The 18,812-nt window shown below is 41.9% G+C and carries 20 protein-coding genes; 7 read left to right on the top strand and 13 right to left on the bottom strand.

Annotated features, from left to right (window positions below; translation table 11 throughout):
• Window positions 1–636 precede the first annotated feature (636 nt).
• On the top strand, window positions 637–3,225 hold the full coding sequence (clpB, locus tag BACCELL_RS17025) for an ATP-dependent chaperone ClpB (RefSeq protein ID WP_007213189.1): 2,589 nt from the start codon (window positions 637–639) through the stop codon (window positions 3,223–3,225).
• 60 nt (window positions 3,226–3,285) lie between these two features.
• Here the strand turns inward: clpB and BACCELL_RS17020 are convergent, their stop codons facing one another.
• The 6 genes from BACCELL_RS17020 to nusB form a co-directional block, all read right to left on the bottom strand.
• Window positions 3,286–3,522, bottom strand: a complete 237-nt coding sequence (locus tag BACCELL_RS17020; protein WP_007213188.1) for a hypothetical protein — start codon at window positions 3,520–3,522, stop codon at window positions 3,286–3,288.
• Window positions 3,523–3,948: 426 nt separating this feature from the next.
• The gene (locus BACCELL_RS17015; protein ID WP_007213187.1) at window positions 3,949–4,383 is read right to left on the bottom strand and encodes a DUF5606 family protein; all 435 of its coding nucleotides are present in this window, start codon (window positions 4,381–4,383) and stop codon (window positions 3,949–3,951) included.
• Between the two features lie 78 nt (window positions 4,384–4,461).
• Window positions 4,462–5,100 carry a dephospho-CoA kinase gene (coaE, locus tag BACCELL_RS17010; RefSeq protein WP_007213186.1) on the bottom strand — a complete coding sequence of 213 codons (639 nt, stop codon included), beginning with the start codon at window positions 5,098–5,100 and terminating at the stop codon, window positions 4,462–4,464.
• Entirely contained in the window at window positions 5,090–6,109 is a 1,020-nt protein-coding gene (locus BACCELL_RS17005) for a CdaR family protein (protein WP_007213185.1), read from the bottom strand. Before BACCELL_RS17005 ends, coaE begins: the two co-directional genes overlap by 11 nt.
• A gap of 18 nt (window positions 6,110–6,127) precedes the next feature.
• On the bottom strand, window positions 6,128–6,457 hold the full coding sequence (gene yajC / locus BACCELL_RS17000) for a preprotein translocase subunit YajC (RefSeq protein WP_007213184.1): 330 nt from the start codon (window positions 6,455–6,457) through the stop codon (window positions 6,128–6,130).
• Between the two features lie 39 nt (window positions 6,458–6,496).
• Window positions 6,497–7,423, bottom strand: a complete 927-nt coding sequence (nusB, locus tag BACCELL_RS16995; RefSeq protein WP_007213183.1) for a transcription antitermination factor NusB — start codon at window positions 7,421–7,423, stop codon at window positions 6,497–6,499.
• Between the two features lie 172 nt (window positions 7,424–7,595).
• Here nusB and BACCELL_RS16990 point away from each other — a divergent pair, with 172 nt between their 5' ends.
• The 5 genes from BACCELL_RS16990 to BACCELL_RS16970 all read left to right on the top strand — a co-directional run bounded on the left by BACCELL_RS16990 (window position 7,596) and on the right by BACCELL_RS16970 (window position 10,993).
• Window positions 7,596–8,024, top strand: a complete 429-nt coding sequence (locus BACCELL_RS16990; RefSeq protein ID WP_007213182.1) for a PUR family DNA/RNA-binding protein — start codon at window positions 7,596–7,598, stop codon at window positions 8,022–8,024.
• Between the two features lie 125 nt (window positions 8,025–8,149).
• Window positions 8,150–8,740, top strand: coding sequence for a 50S ribosomal protein L25/general stress protein Ctc (locus tag BACCELL_RS16985; RefSeq protein ID WP_007213181.1), 591 nt, complete (start codon window positions 8,150–8,152; stop codon window positions 8,738–8,740).
• 214 nt (window positions 8,741–8,954) lie between these two features.
• Complete coding sequence (gene pth / locus BACCELL_RS16980) at window positions 8,955–9,518, top strand: aminoacyl-tRNA hydrolase (protein WP_007213180.1); 564 nt, start codon at window positions 8,955–8,957, stop codon at window positions 9,516–9,518.
• A 40-nt stretch (window positions 9,519–9,558) separates the two neighbouring features.
• A complete protein-coding gene (locus BACCELL_RS16975) occupies window positions 9,559–9,978 on the top strand; it encodes an RNA-binding S4 domain-containing protein (RefSeq protein ID WP_007213179.1) in 420 nt (139 codons plus the stop codon).
• Between the two features lie 28 nt (window positions 9,979–10,006).
• Window positions 10,007–10,993 (top strand): Gfo/Idh/MocA family protein, encoded by a 987-nt coding sequence (locus BACCELL_RS16970; RefSeq protein WP_007213178.1) that lies wholly within the window; start codon window positions 10,007–10,009, stop codon window positions 10,991–10,993.
• 76 nt (window positions 10,994–11,069) lie between these two features.
• Here the strand turns inward: BACCELL_RS16970 and BACCELL_RS16965 are convergent, their stop codons facing one another.
• Window positions 11,070–11,495, bottom strand: a complete 426-nt coding sequence (locus BACCELL_RS16965) for an HIT family protein (RefSeq protein ID WP_007213177.1) — start codon at window positions 11,493–11,495, stop codon at window positions 11,070–11,072.
• 53 nt (window positions 11,496–11,548) lie between these two features.
• Complete coding sequence (locus BACCELL_RS16960; protein WP_007213176.1) at window positions 11,549–13,819, bottom strand: monovalent cation:proton antiporter family protein; 2,271 nt, start codon at window positions 13,817–13,819, stop codon at window positions 11,549–11,551.
• 129 nt (window positions 13,820–13,948) lie between these two features.
• On the opposite strand from BACCELL_RS16960, the gene BACCELL_RS16955 reads away from it, so the two are divergent.
• Window positions 13,949–14,272 carry a thioredoxin family protein gene (locus tag BACCELL_RS16955; RefSeq protein WP_007213175.1) on the top strand — a complete coding sequence of 108 codons (324 nt, stop codon included), beginning with the start codon at window positions 13,949–13,951 and terminating at the stop codon, window positions 14,270–14,272.
• Between the two features lie 82 nt (window positions 14,273–14,354).
• Here the strand turns inward: BACCELL_RS16955 and BACCELL_RS16950 are convergent, their stop codons facing one another.
• From BACCELL_RS16950 to BACCELL_RS16930, 5 genes are all read right to left on the bottom strand, one after another.
• Entirely contained in the window at window positions 14,355–14,597 is a 243-nt protein-coding gene (locus BACCELL_RS16950) for a hypothetical protein (protein ID WP_007213174.1), read from the bottom strand.
• Window positions 14,598–14,612: 15 nt separating this feature from the next.
• Window positions 14,613–14,852, bottom strand: a complete 240-nt coding sequence (locus tag BACCELL_RS16945) for a DUF3791 domain-containing protein (protein WP_007213173.1) — start codon at window positions 14,850–14,852, stop codon at window positions 14,613–14,615.
• A 236-nt stretch (window positions 14,853–15,088) separates the two neighbouring features.
• A complete protein-coding gene (locus tag BACCELL_RS16940) occupies window positions 15,089–15,862 on the bottom strand; it encodes a BT1926 family outer membrane beta-barrel protein (RefSeq protein WP_044154083.1) in 774 nt (257 codons plus the stop codon).
• A 46-nt stretch (window positions 15,863–15,908) separates the two neighbouring features.
• Entirely contained in the window at window positions 15,909–17,885 is a 1,977-nt protein-coding gene (locus BACCELL_RS16935; RefSeq protein ID WP_007213171.1) for a hypothetical protein, read from the bottom strand.
• 67 nt (window positions 17,886–17,952) lie between these two features.
• Window positions 17,953–18,812 (bottom strand): hypothetical protein (locus BACCELL_RS16930; protein WP_007213170.1); only part of this gene is annotated, 860 nt, incomplete at its 5' end.

Below are 18,812 nucleotides of genomic sequence, written 5' to 3'. Positions count from 1 at the left end.
CAGAAAAAAAGAGCGTTTTTATGTTTGTAATTCACTAATTCACAAGTCCTTAATATGCATTATGCAAACTTTGGCCGAATTGATGCAAATATCTCCTTTTTTAGCCTGAATTATTCATCGCAAGTGTAAAAGGAGTATCACTTCGTTAGGAATTAAGGAGTTATACTCCATTATCTCGTTATATAGAAAGCAGATATTACAGAGGAGAAACTTGATATGATCCTTCCTTTTCCCCTTAAAGCCTTAAGGTTAATGTCATTATGCTATAAGCAAAACCTTGTTTTCCAGCTGAGGTCTGTTCGGCCCTCAATTGCGGGCTACACAGCCCCCATATGGAAAACGTATAGCCCACAACTGTGGGACGAAGTTTTGCTACGGGCAAAAGAACGAAAACAATAAGGCAAAGCGTGGTTTTCATACGACTTCCTTCCCATTCTATTTATTGTTTCTAAGTATTCTATTGTGGAATCTATACGTCCGATGCGTCATATATATATCAATAGCATGGCACAATAAAGACATTTTGGCATTATCTTTCATCTTTTAACTGTAAAATTGTCAGGTACAGGCTATTGGCAAATCTTTTGCGCCCATTCAAGTGTTATTGAAAATGAAAATAGAAAGGAGATATAAGATATGAACTTTAACAACTTTACCATTAAATCGCAAGAGGCGGTGCAAGAAGCGCTGAACCTGGCCAAGAGCCGTGGACAGCAGGCTATCGAACCGGTTCATGTTATGCAGGGAGTGATGAAGGTGGGCGAAAACGTCACTAACTTCATTTTCCAGAAACTGGGCATGAACGGACAGCAGATCGCACTCGTCCTTGACAAACAAACAGATTCATTACCCAAAGTTTCGGGTGGAGAGCCTTACCTGAGTCGTGAAACGAACGAAGTATTCCAGAAGGCTACCCAGTATTCCAAAGAGATGGGTGACGAATTTGTTTCACTGGAACATTTACTGTTGGCATTGCTGACTGTAAAAAGCACAGTTGCCACCATCCTGAAAGATGCGGGAATGACGGAGCACGAGCTCCGAGGAGCCATCACAGAACTGCGCAAAGGAGAAAAAGTTACTTCACAATCCAGCGAGGATACTTATCAGTCACTGGAAAAGTATGCCATCAACCTGAATGAAGCTGCCCGAAGCGGAAAGCTCGACCCGGTGATCGGCCGTGATGAAGAAATCCGTCGTGTGTTGCAAATCCTGAGTCGCCGTACCAAAAACAATCCTATATTAATAGGTGAACCGGGTACCGGTAAGACTGCCATTGTGGAAGGACTTGCCCATCGTATCCTGCGTGGTGACGTGCCGGAAAATCTGAAGAACAAGCAAGTTTACTCATTGGATATGGGTGCGCTGGTTGCCGGAGCAAAGTATAAAGGTGAATTTGAAGAACGTCTGAAAGCCGTTATCAATGAGGTAAAGAAATCAGAAGGAGATATCATTCTCTTCATTGATGAAATTCACACGCTGGTTGGTGCCGGAAAGGGTGAAGGTGCCATGGATGCTGCCAATATTTTGAAACCTGCATTAGCGCGCGGTGAGTTAAGAAGCATCGGTGCAACAACTCTTGACGAGTATCAGAAATACTTCGAAAAAGATAAGGCACTGGAACGCCGTTTCCAGATTGTATACGTGAACGAACCGGATACATTAAGCACCATCTCCATCCTGCGTGGATTGAAGGAGCGTTACGAGAATCATCATCATGTACGGATTAAAGATGACGCCATCATAGCTGCCGTAGAGCTGAGCAACCGCTATATTACAGATCGTTTCTTGCCGGATAAGGCTATCGACCTGATGGATGAAGCTGCTGCCAAGTTACGTATGGAAGTAGACTCCGTACCGGAGGAATTGGATGAAATTTCACGTAAGATCAAACAACTGGAGATTGAGCGCGAAGCCATCAAACGCGAAAACGATAAACCGAAACTGGAACAAATCGGTAAGGAACTTGCCGAACTGAAAGAACAGGAAAAATCGTACAAAGCCAAATGGCAAAGTGAAAAGACATTGGTCAACAGAATCCAGCAGAATAAGGTTGAAATAGAAAACCTTAAATTCGAAGCAGACAAAGCTGAACGTGAGGGAGATTACGGTAAAGTTGCCGAAATCCGTTACGGTAAGTTGCAGGCTTTGAATCAGGAGATTGAGGATACTCAAAAGGAGCTTCATGCCATGCAGGGCGACAAAGCCATGATTAAGGAAGAAGTAGATGCCGAAGACATTGCAGATGTAGTATCCCGTTGGACAGGCATCCCCGTCAGTAAGATGCTGCAAAGCGAAAAGGATAAACTGTTGCATCTGGAAGATGAACTTCACCAGCGTGTCATCGGACAAGATGAAGCCATTGAAGCTGTTGCCGATGCCGTACGCCGTAGTCGTGCAGGTCTGCAAGATCCGAAACGTCCGATTGGTTCGTTTATCTTCCTCGGTACCACCGGTGTGGGTAAGACGGAACTTGCCAAGGCACTCGCTGAATTCCTCTTTGATGATGAAAGCATGATGACGCGTATCGACATGAGTGAATATCAAGAAAAGCATAGTGTGTCACGCTTGGTTGGAGCGCCTCCGGGATATGTAGGCTATGATGAAGGTGGACAATTGACTGAAGCTATTCGCCGCAAACCATACTCAGTCGTACTATTCGACGAAATAGAAAAGGCGCATCCGGATGTATTCAACATCTTGCTGCAAGTATTGGATGACGGACGATTGACAGACAATAAGGGACGTATGGTAAACTTCAAGAACACCATCATCATTATGACGTCCAACATGGGAAGTGCTTACATTCAGAGTCAGATGGAAAAGCTGAATGGTACTAACAAAGAACAAGTGATTGAAGAGACGAAGAAGGAAGTGATGAATATGTTGAAAAAGACAATTCGCCCGGAATTCCTAAACCGTATTGATGAGACAATCATGTTCCTGCCACTGAATGAAAGCGAAATCAAGCAGATTGTAGTACTCCAGATAAAAGGTGTACAAAAGATGCTGGCCCAGAATGGTGTGGAACTGATATTGACAGATGGAGCTATAGAGTTCTTGACAAAGGTCGGATATGATCCGGAATTTGGTGCCCGTCCGGTGAAACGAGCCATCCAACATTACTTACTGAATGACTTGTCGAAAAAGCTGCTCGCTCAAGAAGTAGACCGCAGTAAACCAATCATAGTAGATGCCGGTGGTGAAGGACTGGTATTCAAAAACTAAACTAAAATATCCGCAAATAAAAAAAGCTGTCTTGCCACTGAAGGCAAGGCAGCTTTTTTCTTATTCTATAACGAGCTGCTTAACAACCGGTACGGACAACGCATGTGTTATAACCAACACATACTCTCCAGAACATGGCAAATCAAACGAAGCGCTCTCTTCCCTCGCCTGTTTTACCTCAATCACCTTCCCCCGGATATGATATAAACAAAGCGTAGCGTTTGGCAACACTCCATCCACATATATCTTACCAGCGGCTTTATCCACCTGTACTGTTACGCTCTTATGCTCTTCCATCTTAATTAATGCCAGCCTCAAGTCCCCCTTAAAGGCAATAAATTCATATAAAAAAAGCGTGGGAACTGCTGTTATTACTGTACCTGGGGCTCTGGACTGCCACTATTCAAATAATATACAACAGCCCACGCTCCGTACTATACATTTGAATATGCATATACAACAGAGCATGAGCGTTTGTTGTCTATCATCCTTGAATAGCATGAAATTGTCCAGATTTCAAGTACAAGATAATATTAAACGCTTTTATCCATAATTATCCCTCAATCTTTGTGAGAGAGGCCACCGCCCACTCTGCATCTCAGGATGGCAACAAAGGTATAAAAAAAGTAATCAAAATTAAAGATACCGCATAAAAAAAAGCGGATTATCCGGGATGCCCCTGATAATCCGCCTTTTCTGTTAAAAGAACAGTTTATTTCAAATTTATTCTTCCGTCTTTCCTTCTTCTGTAGTTTCCGCTTCCGCTGTATCTTCAAAATCAGTTATTCCACAAGCAACTAACAGATTGTACCAGGAAATAAGCTTTTTGATATCAGCCAGATATACACGATCGCGATCAAAAGTCGGCAAAACTTCACCCAGATAAGCACGAAGTTCATCAGCAGTAGCTTTCTTTAAATCCATTACTACGGCAGCACCGTTTTCTTTCTCTTTCATAGCAGTCAACACATCCTTCAAAGGTACGTCGTCCGTATCCGTATACATGGCAATATCACCCAAAGAGATTATTTTCTCGTTACCATAAGCGGGGAAGCGTTTCTTGTCCGTGAGAGACTCTACGATCAACATATTTCTACCTTGTGAAATGAGTTTATACAATCCCGGTTTACCGGAAATAGACAAAATAGTCTTCAACATAGTATGTTCTATTTTTTATTAGTAATATTTTATTTTTTCGGTGGGCAAAGATAGTGCAAACCGAGAGTAAAAGCAAATTTATTTGTTTTTACCAAGGTGCAGCCTATTTTCGCTTAAGCAAAGGTAAGCAATATTTTTAGATAGAGAAGTTATTACCTCTAAAACCTGCGGAATTAACGGAGTTTTACCGTCGTTTACAATTACAAAATCAGCCTGAGTACGCTTCTCTTCATCACTCATCTGGCTACGAACACGGCGTTCTATCAATTCGCGAGGAGCGGTGTCACGCTGCATGGCACGCATGATGCGAAGTTCTTCGGGCGCATAAACCAGAACCACAGCATCTACTTCGCCTGCAAATCCTGCTTCGATCAGAATTGCAGACTCCATGCCCACTACCGGATAGGTAGTATGACGCTCTACCCACTGACGGAAATCGTCCCGTACCCGCGGATGGATAATACTGTTTACTGTACGAATATGCTCAGGATCTCCAAAAATATAGGAAGCAAGCAAAGGTTTGTTTAGTTCATCACCGGCATACACCTCTTCACCCAGCAAAGCAATCAATTCACGACGGATCAAAGCATCCGAATTCGTCAACCGCTTCGACTCAATATCTGAGATATAAACAGGAATCCCCATTACTTCCAACAAACGGGAAACAAGGCTTTTCCCACTACCAATACCACCGGTTATTCCTATTTTAATCGCCATATTCAAAGGATACTTGCTCGATAAGAAAGTCGACCTGTTCCGGATTGATACGTATCTGATTAACTCCTTTGGGTACTGACTTCAGTTTTACTGTGTACTTCTTATCCGAACCCAGTTTCAAGAGTTCTTCATAAGAAACATTGATATGGAAATCACTTTCCGTTATCTTATTGAAACGGCTTAAACCAACCTGAAAGGTGACACTGACTTTCGAAGGAAACGCACGCAGCACTTTTCCTGCCGGAAAGTTAACTCCCCGCAAGGGAACTTCCACCGTTTTCTCAGTATAAATATCTACCGGAAAAACCATTTCTACCGAAGCGGGCACAAACTTAATTCCTCTTGGAGCCAACAGAGGAACCTGTTGCCTCAATGTATCGGAAATATCCTCGAATTTCACTTTTCGCGTATAAGCAACTGTTATGGTATCCAATGCTCCCTCCGGCGCATAAGCCAACACAGAATCAGGCTTGCAAACCGTATCGGATATATAATATTGCCGCCCTGCACTCACCGTGCCCTGGAACTTTACCGGAACCAGTTTGGAAGCACCTGTAGAATAAATATACTCCAAAGTATCAGGTTTTACAGAAAGCAGTTTTGTAGATACATTCAACTGATTAAGCAACCTCTTCTCAAACTGTGAAGAGTAGATACGTACATGATTATCAGTCCCTTTATAATCAGAAAAATCCAGAGTAATAGGAAAAAAGCTCTTTCCAAGCATGTAGTTGAGCAGCACCGTGCCCTTGTCTTTCACCCGGATATGCAGTTCAGAAGGTGGTTCGGAAGTTATAACCACATTATTGGGCACTCCCTTCAAACGTACCGGAATGGAGAATTCCGTTTCATAATCGTTGTTCAGCGTCTGAAGTAGCCAGAAACCACTGGCTATAAAAAAGAAGAATAAAAAAATTAAGAACTCTCTGCTCTTATCACTGAGCAGAAAGTCCTTAACTTTTCTCGCTGTTTTTAAATATATGCGTTTTATGTTCCTACGATCAATCATAGGCTCACTTATTCAAAATTATTTAGCAGCCTGATTACTGTTAGCATCAGCAGCAGCCGCAAATATAGAATTTTTATCTATTCTAATCTTAACATTAGAAGCGATTTCAAGTACTATATCATTGTCATTAATTTCTTTAATCACACCATGAATACCGCCGGCAGTAATCACCTTTTGGTTTACTTGAAGTGATTTACGGAAGTTTGCAATTTCTTTCTGCTTTTTGTTTTGCGGACGAATCATGAAAAAATACATGATAGCAAACATAGCAATCAGAAGAATCCACATCATGCTACCACCACCAGGGGCTGCGGCAGGAGCTTGCAAGAATACGGTCATTAAATTCATAAAATATTCGTTTTTAGTTTTTAATACTCAACAAAGGTATCAGTTTTTCGCTAACTTACCTTCTTTTTTTAATTGATTAACTATTCCGTCCAATGTACCGTTTACGAAGCTTCCGCTCTTTATCGTACTATAGACTTTAGCGATCTCAACATATTCATTTAACGAAACACTTACCGGAATGTTCGGAAAACTTAGAATTTCCGCCAATGCACATTGCATTATTATCACATCCATAAAGGCTACACGATCCAAATCCCAGTTGCGTGTATTTTCACTGATCAGATGACGGTAATAGTCACAATTCAGTATAGCGCGACGGAACAAGCGACGGGCAAACTCCTGGTCTTCCTCATCCTTAAATTCCGGCAACAAAGTCTGGTTAGCACCATTTTTTGCCTCAAAACGTTTAATCGTCTTCAGCACGAAAGTGTCTACTATTTCTTTGTCATCATTCCAATAAAGGCTCTGATCTTCCAGCAAAACATCCAACTCTTCGTTATTGAAAACAAATGCCTTATAGAGCTTTCTCCATAGTTCACGGTCAACTTCATAAGATTTATCAGACGAAGCCATATATTCCTTATATATATCAGAAACTATAATCTTGTCATACAAACCCTTGATAAAGTCTTCGTCATTTGCCCACGAACGTTTCTGGTTGGCAGCAAACTCCATCAACTGCTTATTCACTTCCAGTTGTGAAACGAACTTGTTTTCTACGAATTTCATGTTGGGATACAACTCCTCTGCGGTCGGAGCTAACTTGGACTTTGCCGCATCAATGCGTTTTTGTGCGTACGTCGTCAGAGCCACCATCAGCATCAGCAAATAATTATAAAGGTCATACGCTTTTGAAAGACTAAAGAATAATTCTTTCTCCGCTGAGTCTAAATTTTTACTGCCATTCTGATAATAAGCATATACAATCTGTATAATCTTAAGACGAATAAGAACTCTGTTAATCATAAATCTATTAATCAATACTGTTGTTAACGAGATGCAAAAGTAGACATTTTTAATGAGTTTACGCAAATAAATCACATTTTTTAATGCAGATATTCATTATCCGGGCTTTTTCTTTTGACAGTTTAAAAAAAATCGTCATTTTTGAAGCCAATTACAACAAGAAACCTAAAATATGGAAGACTTAAAGAAGAAAAACGGTGCGGACATGAACGATAAGGAGATTGTATTCTCCAAATCCATTAAAGCAGGTAAACGAATCTACTATCTGGATGTAAAGAAGAACAGAAAAGATGAAATGTTCCTGGCCATTACTGAAAGTAAGAAGGTAGTGACCGGTGAAGGCGAAGATTTGCAGGTAAGTTTTGAAAAACATAAGATTTTCTTATATAGAGAAGACTTTGAAAAATTCATGAACGGCCTGAATGAAGCTATTGATTTCATTAACCGGAAAGAGATGTTGGAAGTTATAAGCGATATGAATGCAGAAGCAGATGAAAATGCAGAAGCAGAGTTGGATGCTATAGCTGAAATGAATACCAAAGGAATGGAATTGGACGGAGAAATCAAGATTGATATTGATTTTGAAGAGCCAACTCTTTGATAATTCAAAAAGAAGCTGTACTTTTGCACCGCTTTTTTGCAACATTGTGTGGCTACCCCACATCGTGCGATGGTGAATTAAGCAACAAAACAACTTAATTTAGAGTAACACAAAAAATTAAAAAAATGAAATCAATTGAAGTAAAAGGTACTGCAAGAACTATTGCAGAACGTTCTTCGGAACAAGCAAGAGCTTTGAAAGCTATTCGTAAAGACAACGGTGTACCTTGCGTACTCTACGGAGGAAGTGAAAACATTCACTTCACTGTATCTGCTGATGGTCTGCGTAACCTGGTTTATACTCCGCACATCTACGTAGTTGACCTGATTATCGACGGCAAGAAAATCAACGCTATCATGAAAGATATCCAATTTCATCCGGTAAAAGATACAATCCTGCACGTTGACTTCTATCAGATTGACGAGTCTAAACCCATCGTAATGGAAGTTCCTGTACAGATGGAAGGTTTAGCAGAAGGTGTAAAAGCCGGTGGTAAGCTGGTATTGCAGATGCGTAAGCTAAAAGTAAAAGCTTTATACAACATTATTCCTGAAAAACTGACAGTAAATGTTGCTCACCTGGGTCTGGGTAAGACTGTTAAAGTTGGTGAGTTGAACTTCGAAGGTTTGGAATTGATGAATGCAAAAGAAGCTGTTGTATGCGCAGTTAAGTTGACTCGTGCTGCAAGAGGTGCTGCCGCTGCTGCTGGCAACTAATCAGCTCTTTCACAAGAAGACACATTCCGGAACGCGGATTAACGCAGAAGACGCAGATTTCATTAATCCGCGAAAGCTGTGATAATCCGCGTTCCTTGTTTCTATAATTATTCACCACAGAGTTACACAGAGCATCACAGAATTATATTATTAAAGAAAAAACTCCGTGAAATTCAGCGCAACCCCGTGGTGAAAAATATAATTTCTCAGAGAAATGAAATACTTAATTGTTGGATTAGGAAATATCGGTCCTGACTATCACGAAACCCGCCATAACATAGGATTCATGGTAGTGGATGCATTGGCAAAAGCAGCAGGGGTCACTTTCAATGATGGCCGCTACGGCTTTACCACTACCCTATCCGTGAAAGGACGCCAGCTTTTACTGCTGAAACCTTCTACATTCATGAACCTCAGCGGAAATGCCGTACGATACTGGATGCAGAAAGAGAACATTCCATTGGAAAACGTGTTAGTAATAGTAGATGACCTTGCTCTGCCATTTGGTACTCTGCGCCTGAAAGGAAAAGGTAGCGACGCCGGACACAATGGACTAAAACACATTGCAGCCATCCTGGGCACACAGAACTATGCCCGGCTCCGTTTCGGTATCGGCAACGAGTTCCCACGAGGTGGTCAGATAGATTATGTACTGGGTCACTTCACTGACGAAGACTGGAAGACCATGGACGAACGCTTAAAGACTGCAGGAGATATTATCAAAAGCTTCTGCCTGGCAGGAATTGATATTACAATGAACCAATTTAATAAGAAGTAGATAGTAGTTAACTACTTCCTACTAACTACTAAAGAACGATATGAGTGAAGCAAGAATAGATAAATGGATGTGGGCTGTACGTATTTTCAAGACACGTACCATTGCCGCCGAAGCATGTAAGAAAGGACGCATCAGCATCAATGGAGGATTAGCAAAAGCTGCCCGTACGGTGAAACCAGGCGACATAATACAAGTGCGCAAACCACCTGTGACCTACTCTTTCAAAGTATTGCAAGCTATCGAGAAACGTATTGGTGCAAAGCTCGTTACGGAAATGATGGAGAACGTTACGACTCCCGATCAGTATGAACTGCTGGAGATGAGCCGTATCAGTGGTTTCATTGACCGTGCCAAAGGTGCAGGTCGTCCCACAAAAAAGGATCGACGAACTTTGGAAGAGTTTACAACTCCCGAATTCATGGACGACTTTGATTTTGAATTCGATTTTGAGGAAGAATAAAAAAGAGTGATAATCACATTACATCATTATGAGCGAAAAGAAGATTAAATGGGGATTCATTGGTTGCGGAGAAGTGACCAAATATAAAAGTGGTCCCGCCTTCCAAAAGGTGGAAGGTTCGGAAGTAATTGCTGTCATGAGTCGCGATGGCGCCAAAGCCAAAGCTTATGCTAAGGAAAGAGGTATTCCAAAGTGGTATGATGATGCCCAGGAATTGATTGACGATGAAGATGTGAATGCTATCTACATTGCCACCCCTCCCTCTTCACACGCCACTTATGCTATCATGGCAATGAAAGCCGGCAAGCCTGTATATATAGAAAAGCCCATGGCCGTAACCTACGAAGAGTGCTGCCGCATCAACCGTATCTCCAATGAAACCGGGGTTCCCTGCTTCGTTGCTTATTACCGTCGCTATCTGCCTTACTTCCTCAAAGTAAAGGAATTGATAGAGAATGGAAGCATAGGCAATGTCATCAATGTTCAAATTCGTTTTGCCCAACCTCCCCGTGACTTAGATTACAACAAAGAAAATCTCCCGTGGCGTGTACAACCGGATATTGCCGGCGGCGGCTATTTTTATGATTTAGCCCCACATCAGATTGACTTATTACAAAACATGTTCGGTTGCATCCTCGAAGCCTGTGGATATAAGAGTAATCGCGGCGGACTTTATCCTGCCGAAGACACTCTGAGTGCATGCTTCCAATTTGATAACGGATTGGTAGGTAGTGGTTCTTGGTGTTTCGTAGCGCACGACTCCGCACGCGAAGACCGCATTGAAGTGATAGGAGACAAAGGAATGATCTGTTTCTCTGTATTTACTTACGATCCTATCGCCCTTCACACAGAAAAAGGAAGAGAAGAAATCCCGGTAGCTAATCCGGAACATGTACAACAACCGCTTATCCAAGCCGTTGTCGACCACCTTTTAGGCAAATCCATCTGCACTTGCGACGGAGCAAGCGCAACGCTCACTAATTGGGCAATGGACAAAATACTGAATAAACTTTAATTAGCGACTAGGGGTCAGTGATTAGTAGCTGCACGCCGCATGGTGTTAATCACTAATCACTCACCCCTAATCACTATCAAAGCTCTTTCTTCACAGCCTCAATCAATTCTTTGTATTCAGCATCCGTTAAGTATACTTTTCCCGGGTTCATCTGGAAAGTACCACCATAATCGGGACCATCTACATATTTGGGAGCAAGATGAAAGTGCAGATGCGACAACTTATCGGAATATGCACCATAATTAATCTTTTCGGGATTAAACGCTTTCTGCATAGCACGAGTTACACGCGCCACATCCTCCATAAAAGCATTACGATCCTCATCGCTCAATTCATTCAAATCATTGACGTGGTCTTTGTAAGACACAAGGCAACGTCCTCTGTATGTTTGTTCCTTAAACAAAAACACACGGGATACACTCAGTTCGGCAAACTCAATCATCAGATTGTGCAGCGTCTCGTTATTCTGACAATACAGACATTCTTTCGGATCACTTTTCATGATATTCTTGGTTTATTATTTATGTTTACGGAACAAAGATAAACTTTCCATCTTTATTCCATGTCGATATTTTCATTCTTTTGGCCGACTAATTTATACACATCGGCTTTTTCTCCCACTACCCATACCACATCGTCCTCCATAAACGGCTCATGCGGATCGGGAGCATGCAAGGCTTCTTCTCCTCTCTCCACCCCTACTATAAGGCAATGATACTTCTCACGAATACCGGATTCACGCATCGTCTTGCCCAGAAATTCTGATTGCTCATCCACGCGGAACTGACGCAGGATAGTTTCACTCTTTTCAACTACATTCGTATCCAGAGCAGAAGCTTTCTCCATTTCGGTACCAAACTGGTTCAGTTCTTCATCTGTACCTATGACCTGAATCTTATCTTCCGGGAAAAGCCTTACGGAAGCTCCCGGTATATTAATCCGCTTCTTTCCTCGAAGAATAGAGACGACATGTACGCCAAATTGTTTTCCAAAATTAAGCTCCAGCAATGTCTTTCCCGCCCATGCCGATTCACCGGGGATTTCGAAATCCGCCAGATGCAAGTCACGGGACAACAAACGTCCTGCATATTCCGGCTTCTTCTCTCCCATATACTCGGCCCGCATATCGCGATAGCGCAGATTCTGGAAGAATTTCCGCTCTATCATGATTGACTGTTTCTTCAGTTGCCGGGACAATATCATCATCGTAACCAATAAAACAGCCACACCCAACAATAAACCAACAGAGACTTCAAACAAGCCTGCTATCACAAACATTACAAAAGATACAGCTATCAGAATACGTATAACGATTGTAGCTACCAACGGTGCACGATTTCCCCGACTATCCTTCCATAAAGTTACAAATTCAGCCGAATGATTCTTTTTTATCATAATAGCCCGCAAGAATGGAGCAATAAACAGAATAGTCAGGAAAGCGGCAAGCAGCTTCCCCCAGATTCCGGGTATATGTTCCAAAAGCAACGGAACAAGAAAGCGGAAAGCTAACGCAACAACCGCAATGCTCACTATGGAATAGACAATAGTGATTCGCGTCAAAGCCAAAATAAACTTCTTCCACAGGCTCTCATGATTCATAGTCTGTGAACCGGATGAGTAATGCAACAAGAAGTTTTTCCACTTTGCCGGCAAATGAGTATCAACGAAATTTGAAGCCGGCTCGGCAAAGCGAATCATATAGGGAGTAAGAAAGGTGGTAATAACCGAAACTGCCACCACAATAGGATACAGAAAATCACTCGTCACATGGAGCGATACCCCCAGCGATGCAATAATAAAAGCAAACTCACCAATCTGAGTTAAACTGAAACCGCATTGCATAGCCGTCTTCAAAGGCTGCCCGGCCAACAGCACACCCAACGTACCGAACAAGGACTGTCCCAGAATAACAGCCAGTGTTATTACAATGATAGGAAGTGCATATTCCACAATCATTGCAGGATCCACCATCATACCTACCGACACGAAGAATACGGCGCCAAAAAGATCTTTCACCGGCTTCACTAACCGTTCTATACTCTCAGCCTCAACCGTTTCAGCAAGAATGGAACCCATGATAAAAGCTCCGAATGCAGCAGAAAAGCCCGTATGAGCTGCCATAACCACCATACCGAAACAAAGTCCAAGGGAGACAATAAGCAGTGTTTCTTCACTCATCAACTTGCGGCATCGCTTCAGTAATTCGGGTATCAGGTAGATACCGACCACAAACCAAAGTATCAGGAAGAAGAGCAGTTTTCCGATACTTTCCAGCATTTCCGAACCTTCAAAATTATGCCTTACCGCCATGGTAGACAGCATCACCATCAAGACAATAGCAAGAATATCTTCCAATATCAGCACGCTAAGCACCAATCCGGTAAATTGCTTCTTACGCATTCCCAAATCATCGAACGCTTTATAAATAATGGTAGTGGAAGACATGGCAATCATACCTCCCAGGAAGATGCTGTCCATACGCTGCCAGCCAAAGCCCGTACCGACAGTTATTCCCAAAAGAATCATACAGAATATGATGGTACAGGCAGCAATAATAGCCGCTCCACCAACTTTTACAATTTTCTTGAAACTAAATTCCAGTCCCAGCGCGAACAGAAGGAATATTACACCGATATCCGCCCAAGTCTGTATATTAGCCGTATCCATCACCGAGGGAGTATATGGCATATGTGGACTGGCCAGAAAGCCTGCCACCACATACCCCAGCACCAACGGCTGTTTCAGTTTCTTGAACAATAGCGTCATGATTCCTGCACAAATCAGTATCAACGCCAAATCGTTTATTAAAGTAGCCAAGTGTGACATATTATTTGTCCTTTCGTGTTTTTGCTTACAAAAGTAGCAATTTTTATAGCATTAATAATTGTAATGATAGAAACTTTTTTTCTTCCCGTATTGTTCAAAGTATAATCAATCATTTTAAAACATACCATCATGGAAGAGAAAAAAGAAGCCCGTGAAGAACGGAACAGGGAAAAGTTAGCCAATGGCGACTGGGTTATGGCAGAATTTTATGCAAGCTGGTGCCCGCATTGCAAACGCATGCAGCCTATTGTAGAAGAATTTAAGAAGGCAATGGAAGGAACCCTTGAAGTAGTGCAAGTGGATATCGACCAGGAAAGTGCCCTTGCTGATTTCTACACCATTGAAATGTATCCCACATTTATATTAATGAGAAAAGGTGAACAGCTTTGGAGACAATCGGGAGAATTGCCTTTGGAAAAGCTGGAAAAGGCAGTGAAAGAATTCAAGTCCTGAAGAAAGCTTTTTCTCACCTAAGCGATATTTTTTTCTCTCCTTGATGAGAAAGCTTTCTCGCTTAGGTGAGAAAAGATTGATATTAATACTCTTTTTCTCTCATAAACTCATCAGCTACATACAAATTGCCATACAGATACAGACCTGTACTCTTATCATGTAAATCCGCACAGGTTTGGCTGGCATAAAATAGCTCCAAAGCTCTTTCCGGAGCAATGTTCAGCCGCTTTGCCAACTCTGCCGAAATCTGCCCAATACGATTGCTTAATATCATCTCCTGAATTTCAGGAGATTTAATAGGATCATTCTGCCGATTCTGTTCCATGATATACTTTGGTCTTCATTGTCCGGCCTCCCAATTTGTTAGACATTCTATCATATTCTTCGTCACATTCTCGCGACTTTCAGTATGAAGCATCTCATAATTAGACCATATATAATTACGAATCATTCCGACACGCTTCATGCGCTCAAATATTTCATGATAGGATTTACCCAATGCACCGGCTGTGCCTTCTATGCAAGATGCAACGAAAGCCAACTTGATTTCAGTCTGTGATAATTCTATAAGTTTTTCCATATCGTTTCTTCTCTACCAACGCAACATTAAGACGATTCAGCCCTTTATTTTTCATAAGACTTTCGTTTTAATATCTGCAAAAATAATATTTTTCAGCCGATATCATTCCAAAAGGAGAAGAAAAACTACACAGTAGCCGGAAAGCTATAAACGGCAAAATCCCCGACAACTCTCTCGCTGCCGGGGATTAAGCTAATTAAACAACATTTTACCTCACGTAATTGAGAAGGGACAAATCAAAATTTAAATCCAATCTTAATCGTCGGGGCAGCCAGTACACTAAAGTTGTGGCTGTCCGCGGAGAGGTTTCCTAAACCTTCCTGAGGTTTATACGTAGTCATATTGTAAGTATATGCAAAGGGATCAACCTGTACACCTACATACATTGCGGGCAGAACAAAATAATCGACGCCGAATGTAATGGCACCACGGAGATTATAAGTCTCAGCAGTAGATTTGCCCATCGTTTCGTACTCGTCATATTTCATTTCGTTCAAACCGTATGCGAAACCCACGCGTACACCTAAGTAAGGCATGAGATTAGGGACCTTCTTGATTTTCAAGTATCGATCTACTCCCGCAAACACGTTGTAGGAGAATGATTGGGCGTCTGCCACGGCACGATAGTTGGGGATTTCTCCCATATTATCTTCGGCCGAGCCTACATTGTCATCGATGGTGCCGGGAACAGCTGAATAACCGGGGTTATTCGTAAAGTTCAAGCCTCCACCCAGATTCAGTTTCCACAAGTCTTTGAAGAACCAGCCTCCTTCGAATCCAACCATCAGTTTTTTGTCCGACCAGTTGGTAGAAAGAGCCGCTGCTTCATAATTCGTCAACAACCCCGACTGGGCCGTGACGCTTGCGTAGCTATTGTAGCCCACCGTTGCAGCTATCGTGAAATCGCCTTTCTTGGGAGTGAAGTCTTTTGAACAACTCTTCTCCTGGGCATTCACGGCAAGACACATGATGGACATAACAGCTACTATTGAAAGTTTCTTTAGTCTCATATTATTCATTTTTACTTTTTAATGATTAGCAGTAAATGCGTCTCCATTATTCTTCTTCTTTCGGCATCACCTCGTCCAAAGCGGCTTTGGCAGCAGCTACAGCAACTTCTCTTGCTTTGACTACCACTTCCTTGGCGGCTATCTTGACTTTCAGGTCGGCAATGGCGGCTTCTTTAGTCTGAATTTCAGAAAGATCGGTATTGTCTTTCTCCAGAGCTTCAATCTGAGTTTGATAAGACTCGATTTGAGCATTGACAGCATTAGCACCCATCAAAATTTCATTATCATCCCGAACATTATCTCCATTTAAATCAACCCAAGTATTGAAAAGCAATGCATATACTGCCCAATAATCAGCATTTACTTTCAGATATGCTACATAAGCATCTTGCGTAACCTTCCAGGCTGCAACCTTTGCTTCGTAGGCTTTCACCCCTGCCTCATTACGGGCATCCATCTTCTTCTGCAATTCGGCTATGTTGGCATCATATTTCTGATACATATCCCAACCCTTCTTCAAAGCCTGAATTCGCATTGTGTAATTTTCAACACGCCCCTTATAATTAGTTATATTATTAGACAATATTTCTTCATTATTGATAGAATTTCTATAAAGACGGGTATATTCATCAATATCAGCCTGTTCTTTTGCAGCATCCAGTTTCGTTTTCAAGTATGCAGTAGAGTCAACGGCATTTCTGATCGGCTTCAGGATTTCTTTTCCATCCTTATCATAACCTATCACAGTGGTAGCCTTACCATTATATTGTGCCTGGTTATATTCCAATTGCTTTTTATAAAAATCGAGCGAACTCTCATTACCCTCTATTTGGTTATTCACATAAAGCTCTACCGTACGAATATCTGTAGACAATTCTCCGAATTTGATATATATGGAATCACCATAAGATTGCACAAATTCGTTATCCTCATCTATTTTATAAGTATACCGCTTTGAAGTGGAATATTTATAACTCCGCGGCATATAACTGTAAAAACCCACATTAAAAGAAGTTTCATCCCCTTCTTCATTTTTCAAATATACCGTACCACGAGTCGTAACAAAACGATAGAAGTCATCTGCCTCAATAGCCTCATCCGCTGCATCAACAATGTTCAGATCCACTTTCACTTCATTTAATGCATAAGATTTAGCATAATAAGCATCAGCCAGCTTAGATCTCTCACCCGAAAGAGTATTATACTCATTGCGCAAAGCCGTTACATCTTCCGTATAATTAGTATACTTCTGATATTTCTCAATATACATCTTATACAAAGCAATGTTATTATTGTTCTCTGCAATTTGAGCGTCTTTGGCTTCCTTCAATGTAGTCAAACCATTCTCCAATGTAGCCAGACGGGTCTTCATGCTGATAAGAGAATTCTGGGCGGTAATCAAATTATCGACAGCATCGCTATATGCCGTAGCTCTTTCCTGCAACTTTTGTCTTTCCGCTTCGATTTTGTCTTTCTCAGCCTGCGTTGTAGCATTATCCAGTTGCTTTTGAGCATCCAGCAATTCCTGTTCCGCCTTCTTCATAGCCAGCTGGGTTTCCAGCAAAGTAGCCTGATTTTCCTGCTCCATCCGTTCCATTTCGGCAGCGACTTTAGCGAGTTTCTCTTCGGCCAGTTTCTTGTCCACTTCCAGTTGTGCCATTTCTGCTTCCAGAGCGGCCTGCAACTTTTCATTTTCAATTTTTGCCGCTTCATTTTCTATTTCGGCGGCTTCTTTCTGCAATGCAATCAGTTCGGCCTGCTTCTTTTCCAATTCAGCTTCTGCCAATGCTTTGGCTGCCGCAGCCTGCTGCGCTGCAACTTCCGCGGCTTTCAGCTTGGCCTCAGCATTCGCCATCGTCACTTTGGCTTCAGCGGCAGCCTTCTCCATGGCTGCTATAGATTTCAGTTCGGCAGTCTTCGAATTGCGTACATTCGTAACCGACTGTGATTCATTATCGTCGACGCACGCTCCCAACGACAAGGCACCCAGGAGCACTGCTATTATCATAAGTTTCTTTTTCATAACTTCATGTTTTTAATATAATTTCTTTCTATTTTTCGGTTTATCAAATAGTTCATATACTTCTGTATTATTCTTCAGCAGGCATCAGCGCATCCAGGTCGGCTTTTGCATCGGTCACTGCTATCTCCTTGGCCTTTACAACAACAGCTTGGGCATCAATCCTGAGATTCCACTGCTTGATAGCATCTTCCGCAGTCTGAACAAATGAGAAGTCTTCATTTTCTTTCTGTAATCTTGCGATTTCACCTTCACAATCTGAAATAGTGCTTGCTAAAGCTTCAGCACCAGTTAAGCCATTTCCGTTCAAAATAGCACCGATAGCATCCAATTCAGTCTGTACATCGCTGTACGCCCAATAAGCAGTCCGTTCTGCTTTCCATGCAGTAACCTTACCAGCATAGGCTTTCACATCTTCATCATTGCGGGCGGTAATCTTGGCCTGCAAAGCTGCTTCGTAAGTATCGTATTTGGCATACAGATCGTAGAAGGCGTTCAGGGCGGCAATATTATTTGTATAATAATCAATATTAGATTCCTGATTTCCTATTTCTTGTTTTACTCTGAGTTCCACAGCTAAGGCATCCTCATACTTAACCTTGAAATCAGCCTTCTTAACCGCATCTGTTTCCTTTTCATAAGCATTCTTCAGATAAGCCGTGCTATCAACCGCATTACGAGTAATTGTAGTACTTTCTATTCTGTCCAGACCACCCCATTCATTAAAACGATAATACGCCGTAGCCTTACCATTATAATCAGCCTGATATTTTTTCAATTCTTCTTCGTTGTATTTCTTCCACTCATTAAACTGAGAAACGAGCTCATTTACAGCCAACTCAACACGACGCACATCCTCTTTAGGTTTATCGAATTCATAAACTAAAGAATCGCCAAAACCTGTTGATGCCTCATGTTCACCGGATTCAC

Source organism: Bacteroides cellulosilyticus DSM 14838 (genome assembly GCF_000158035.1).
In the GTDB taxonomy this organism is placed as follows: Bacteria; Bacteroidota; Bacteroidia; order Bacteroidales; family Bacteroidaceae; genus Bacteroides; species Bacteroides cellulosilyticus.
Note: the sequence above shows the minus strand (reverse complement) of the source record. Positions and strands in the feature narration are given on the sequence as shown.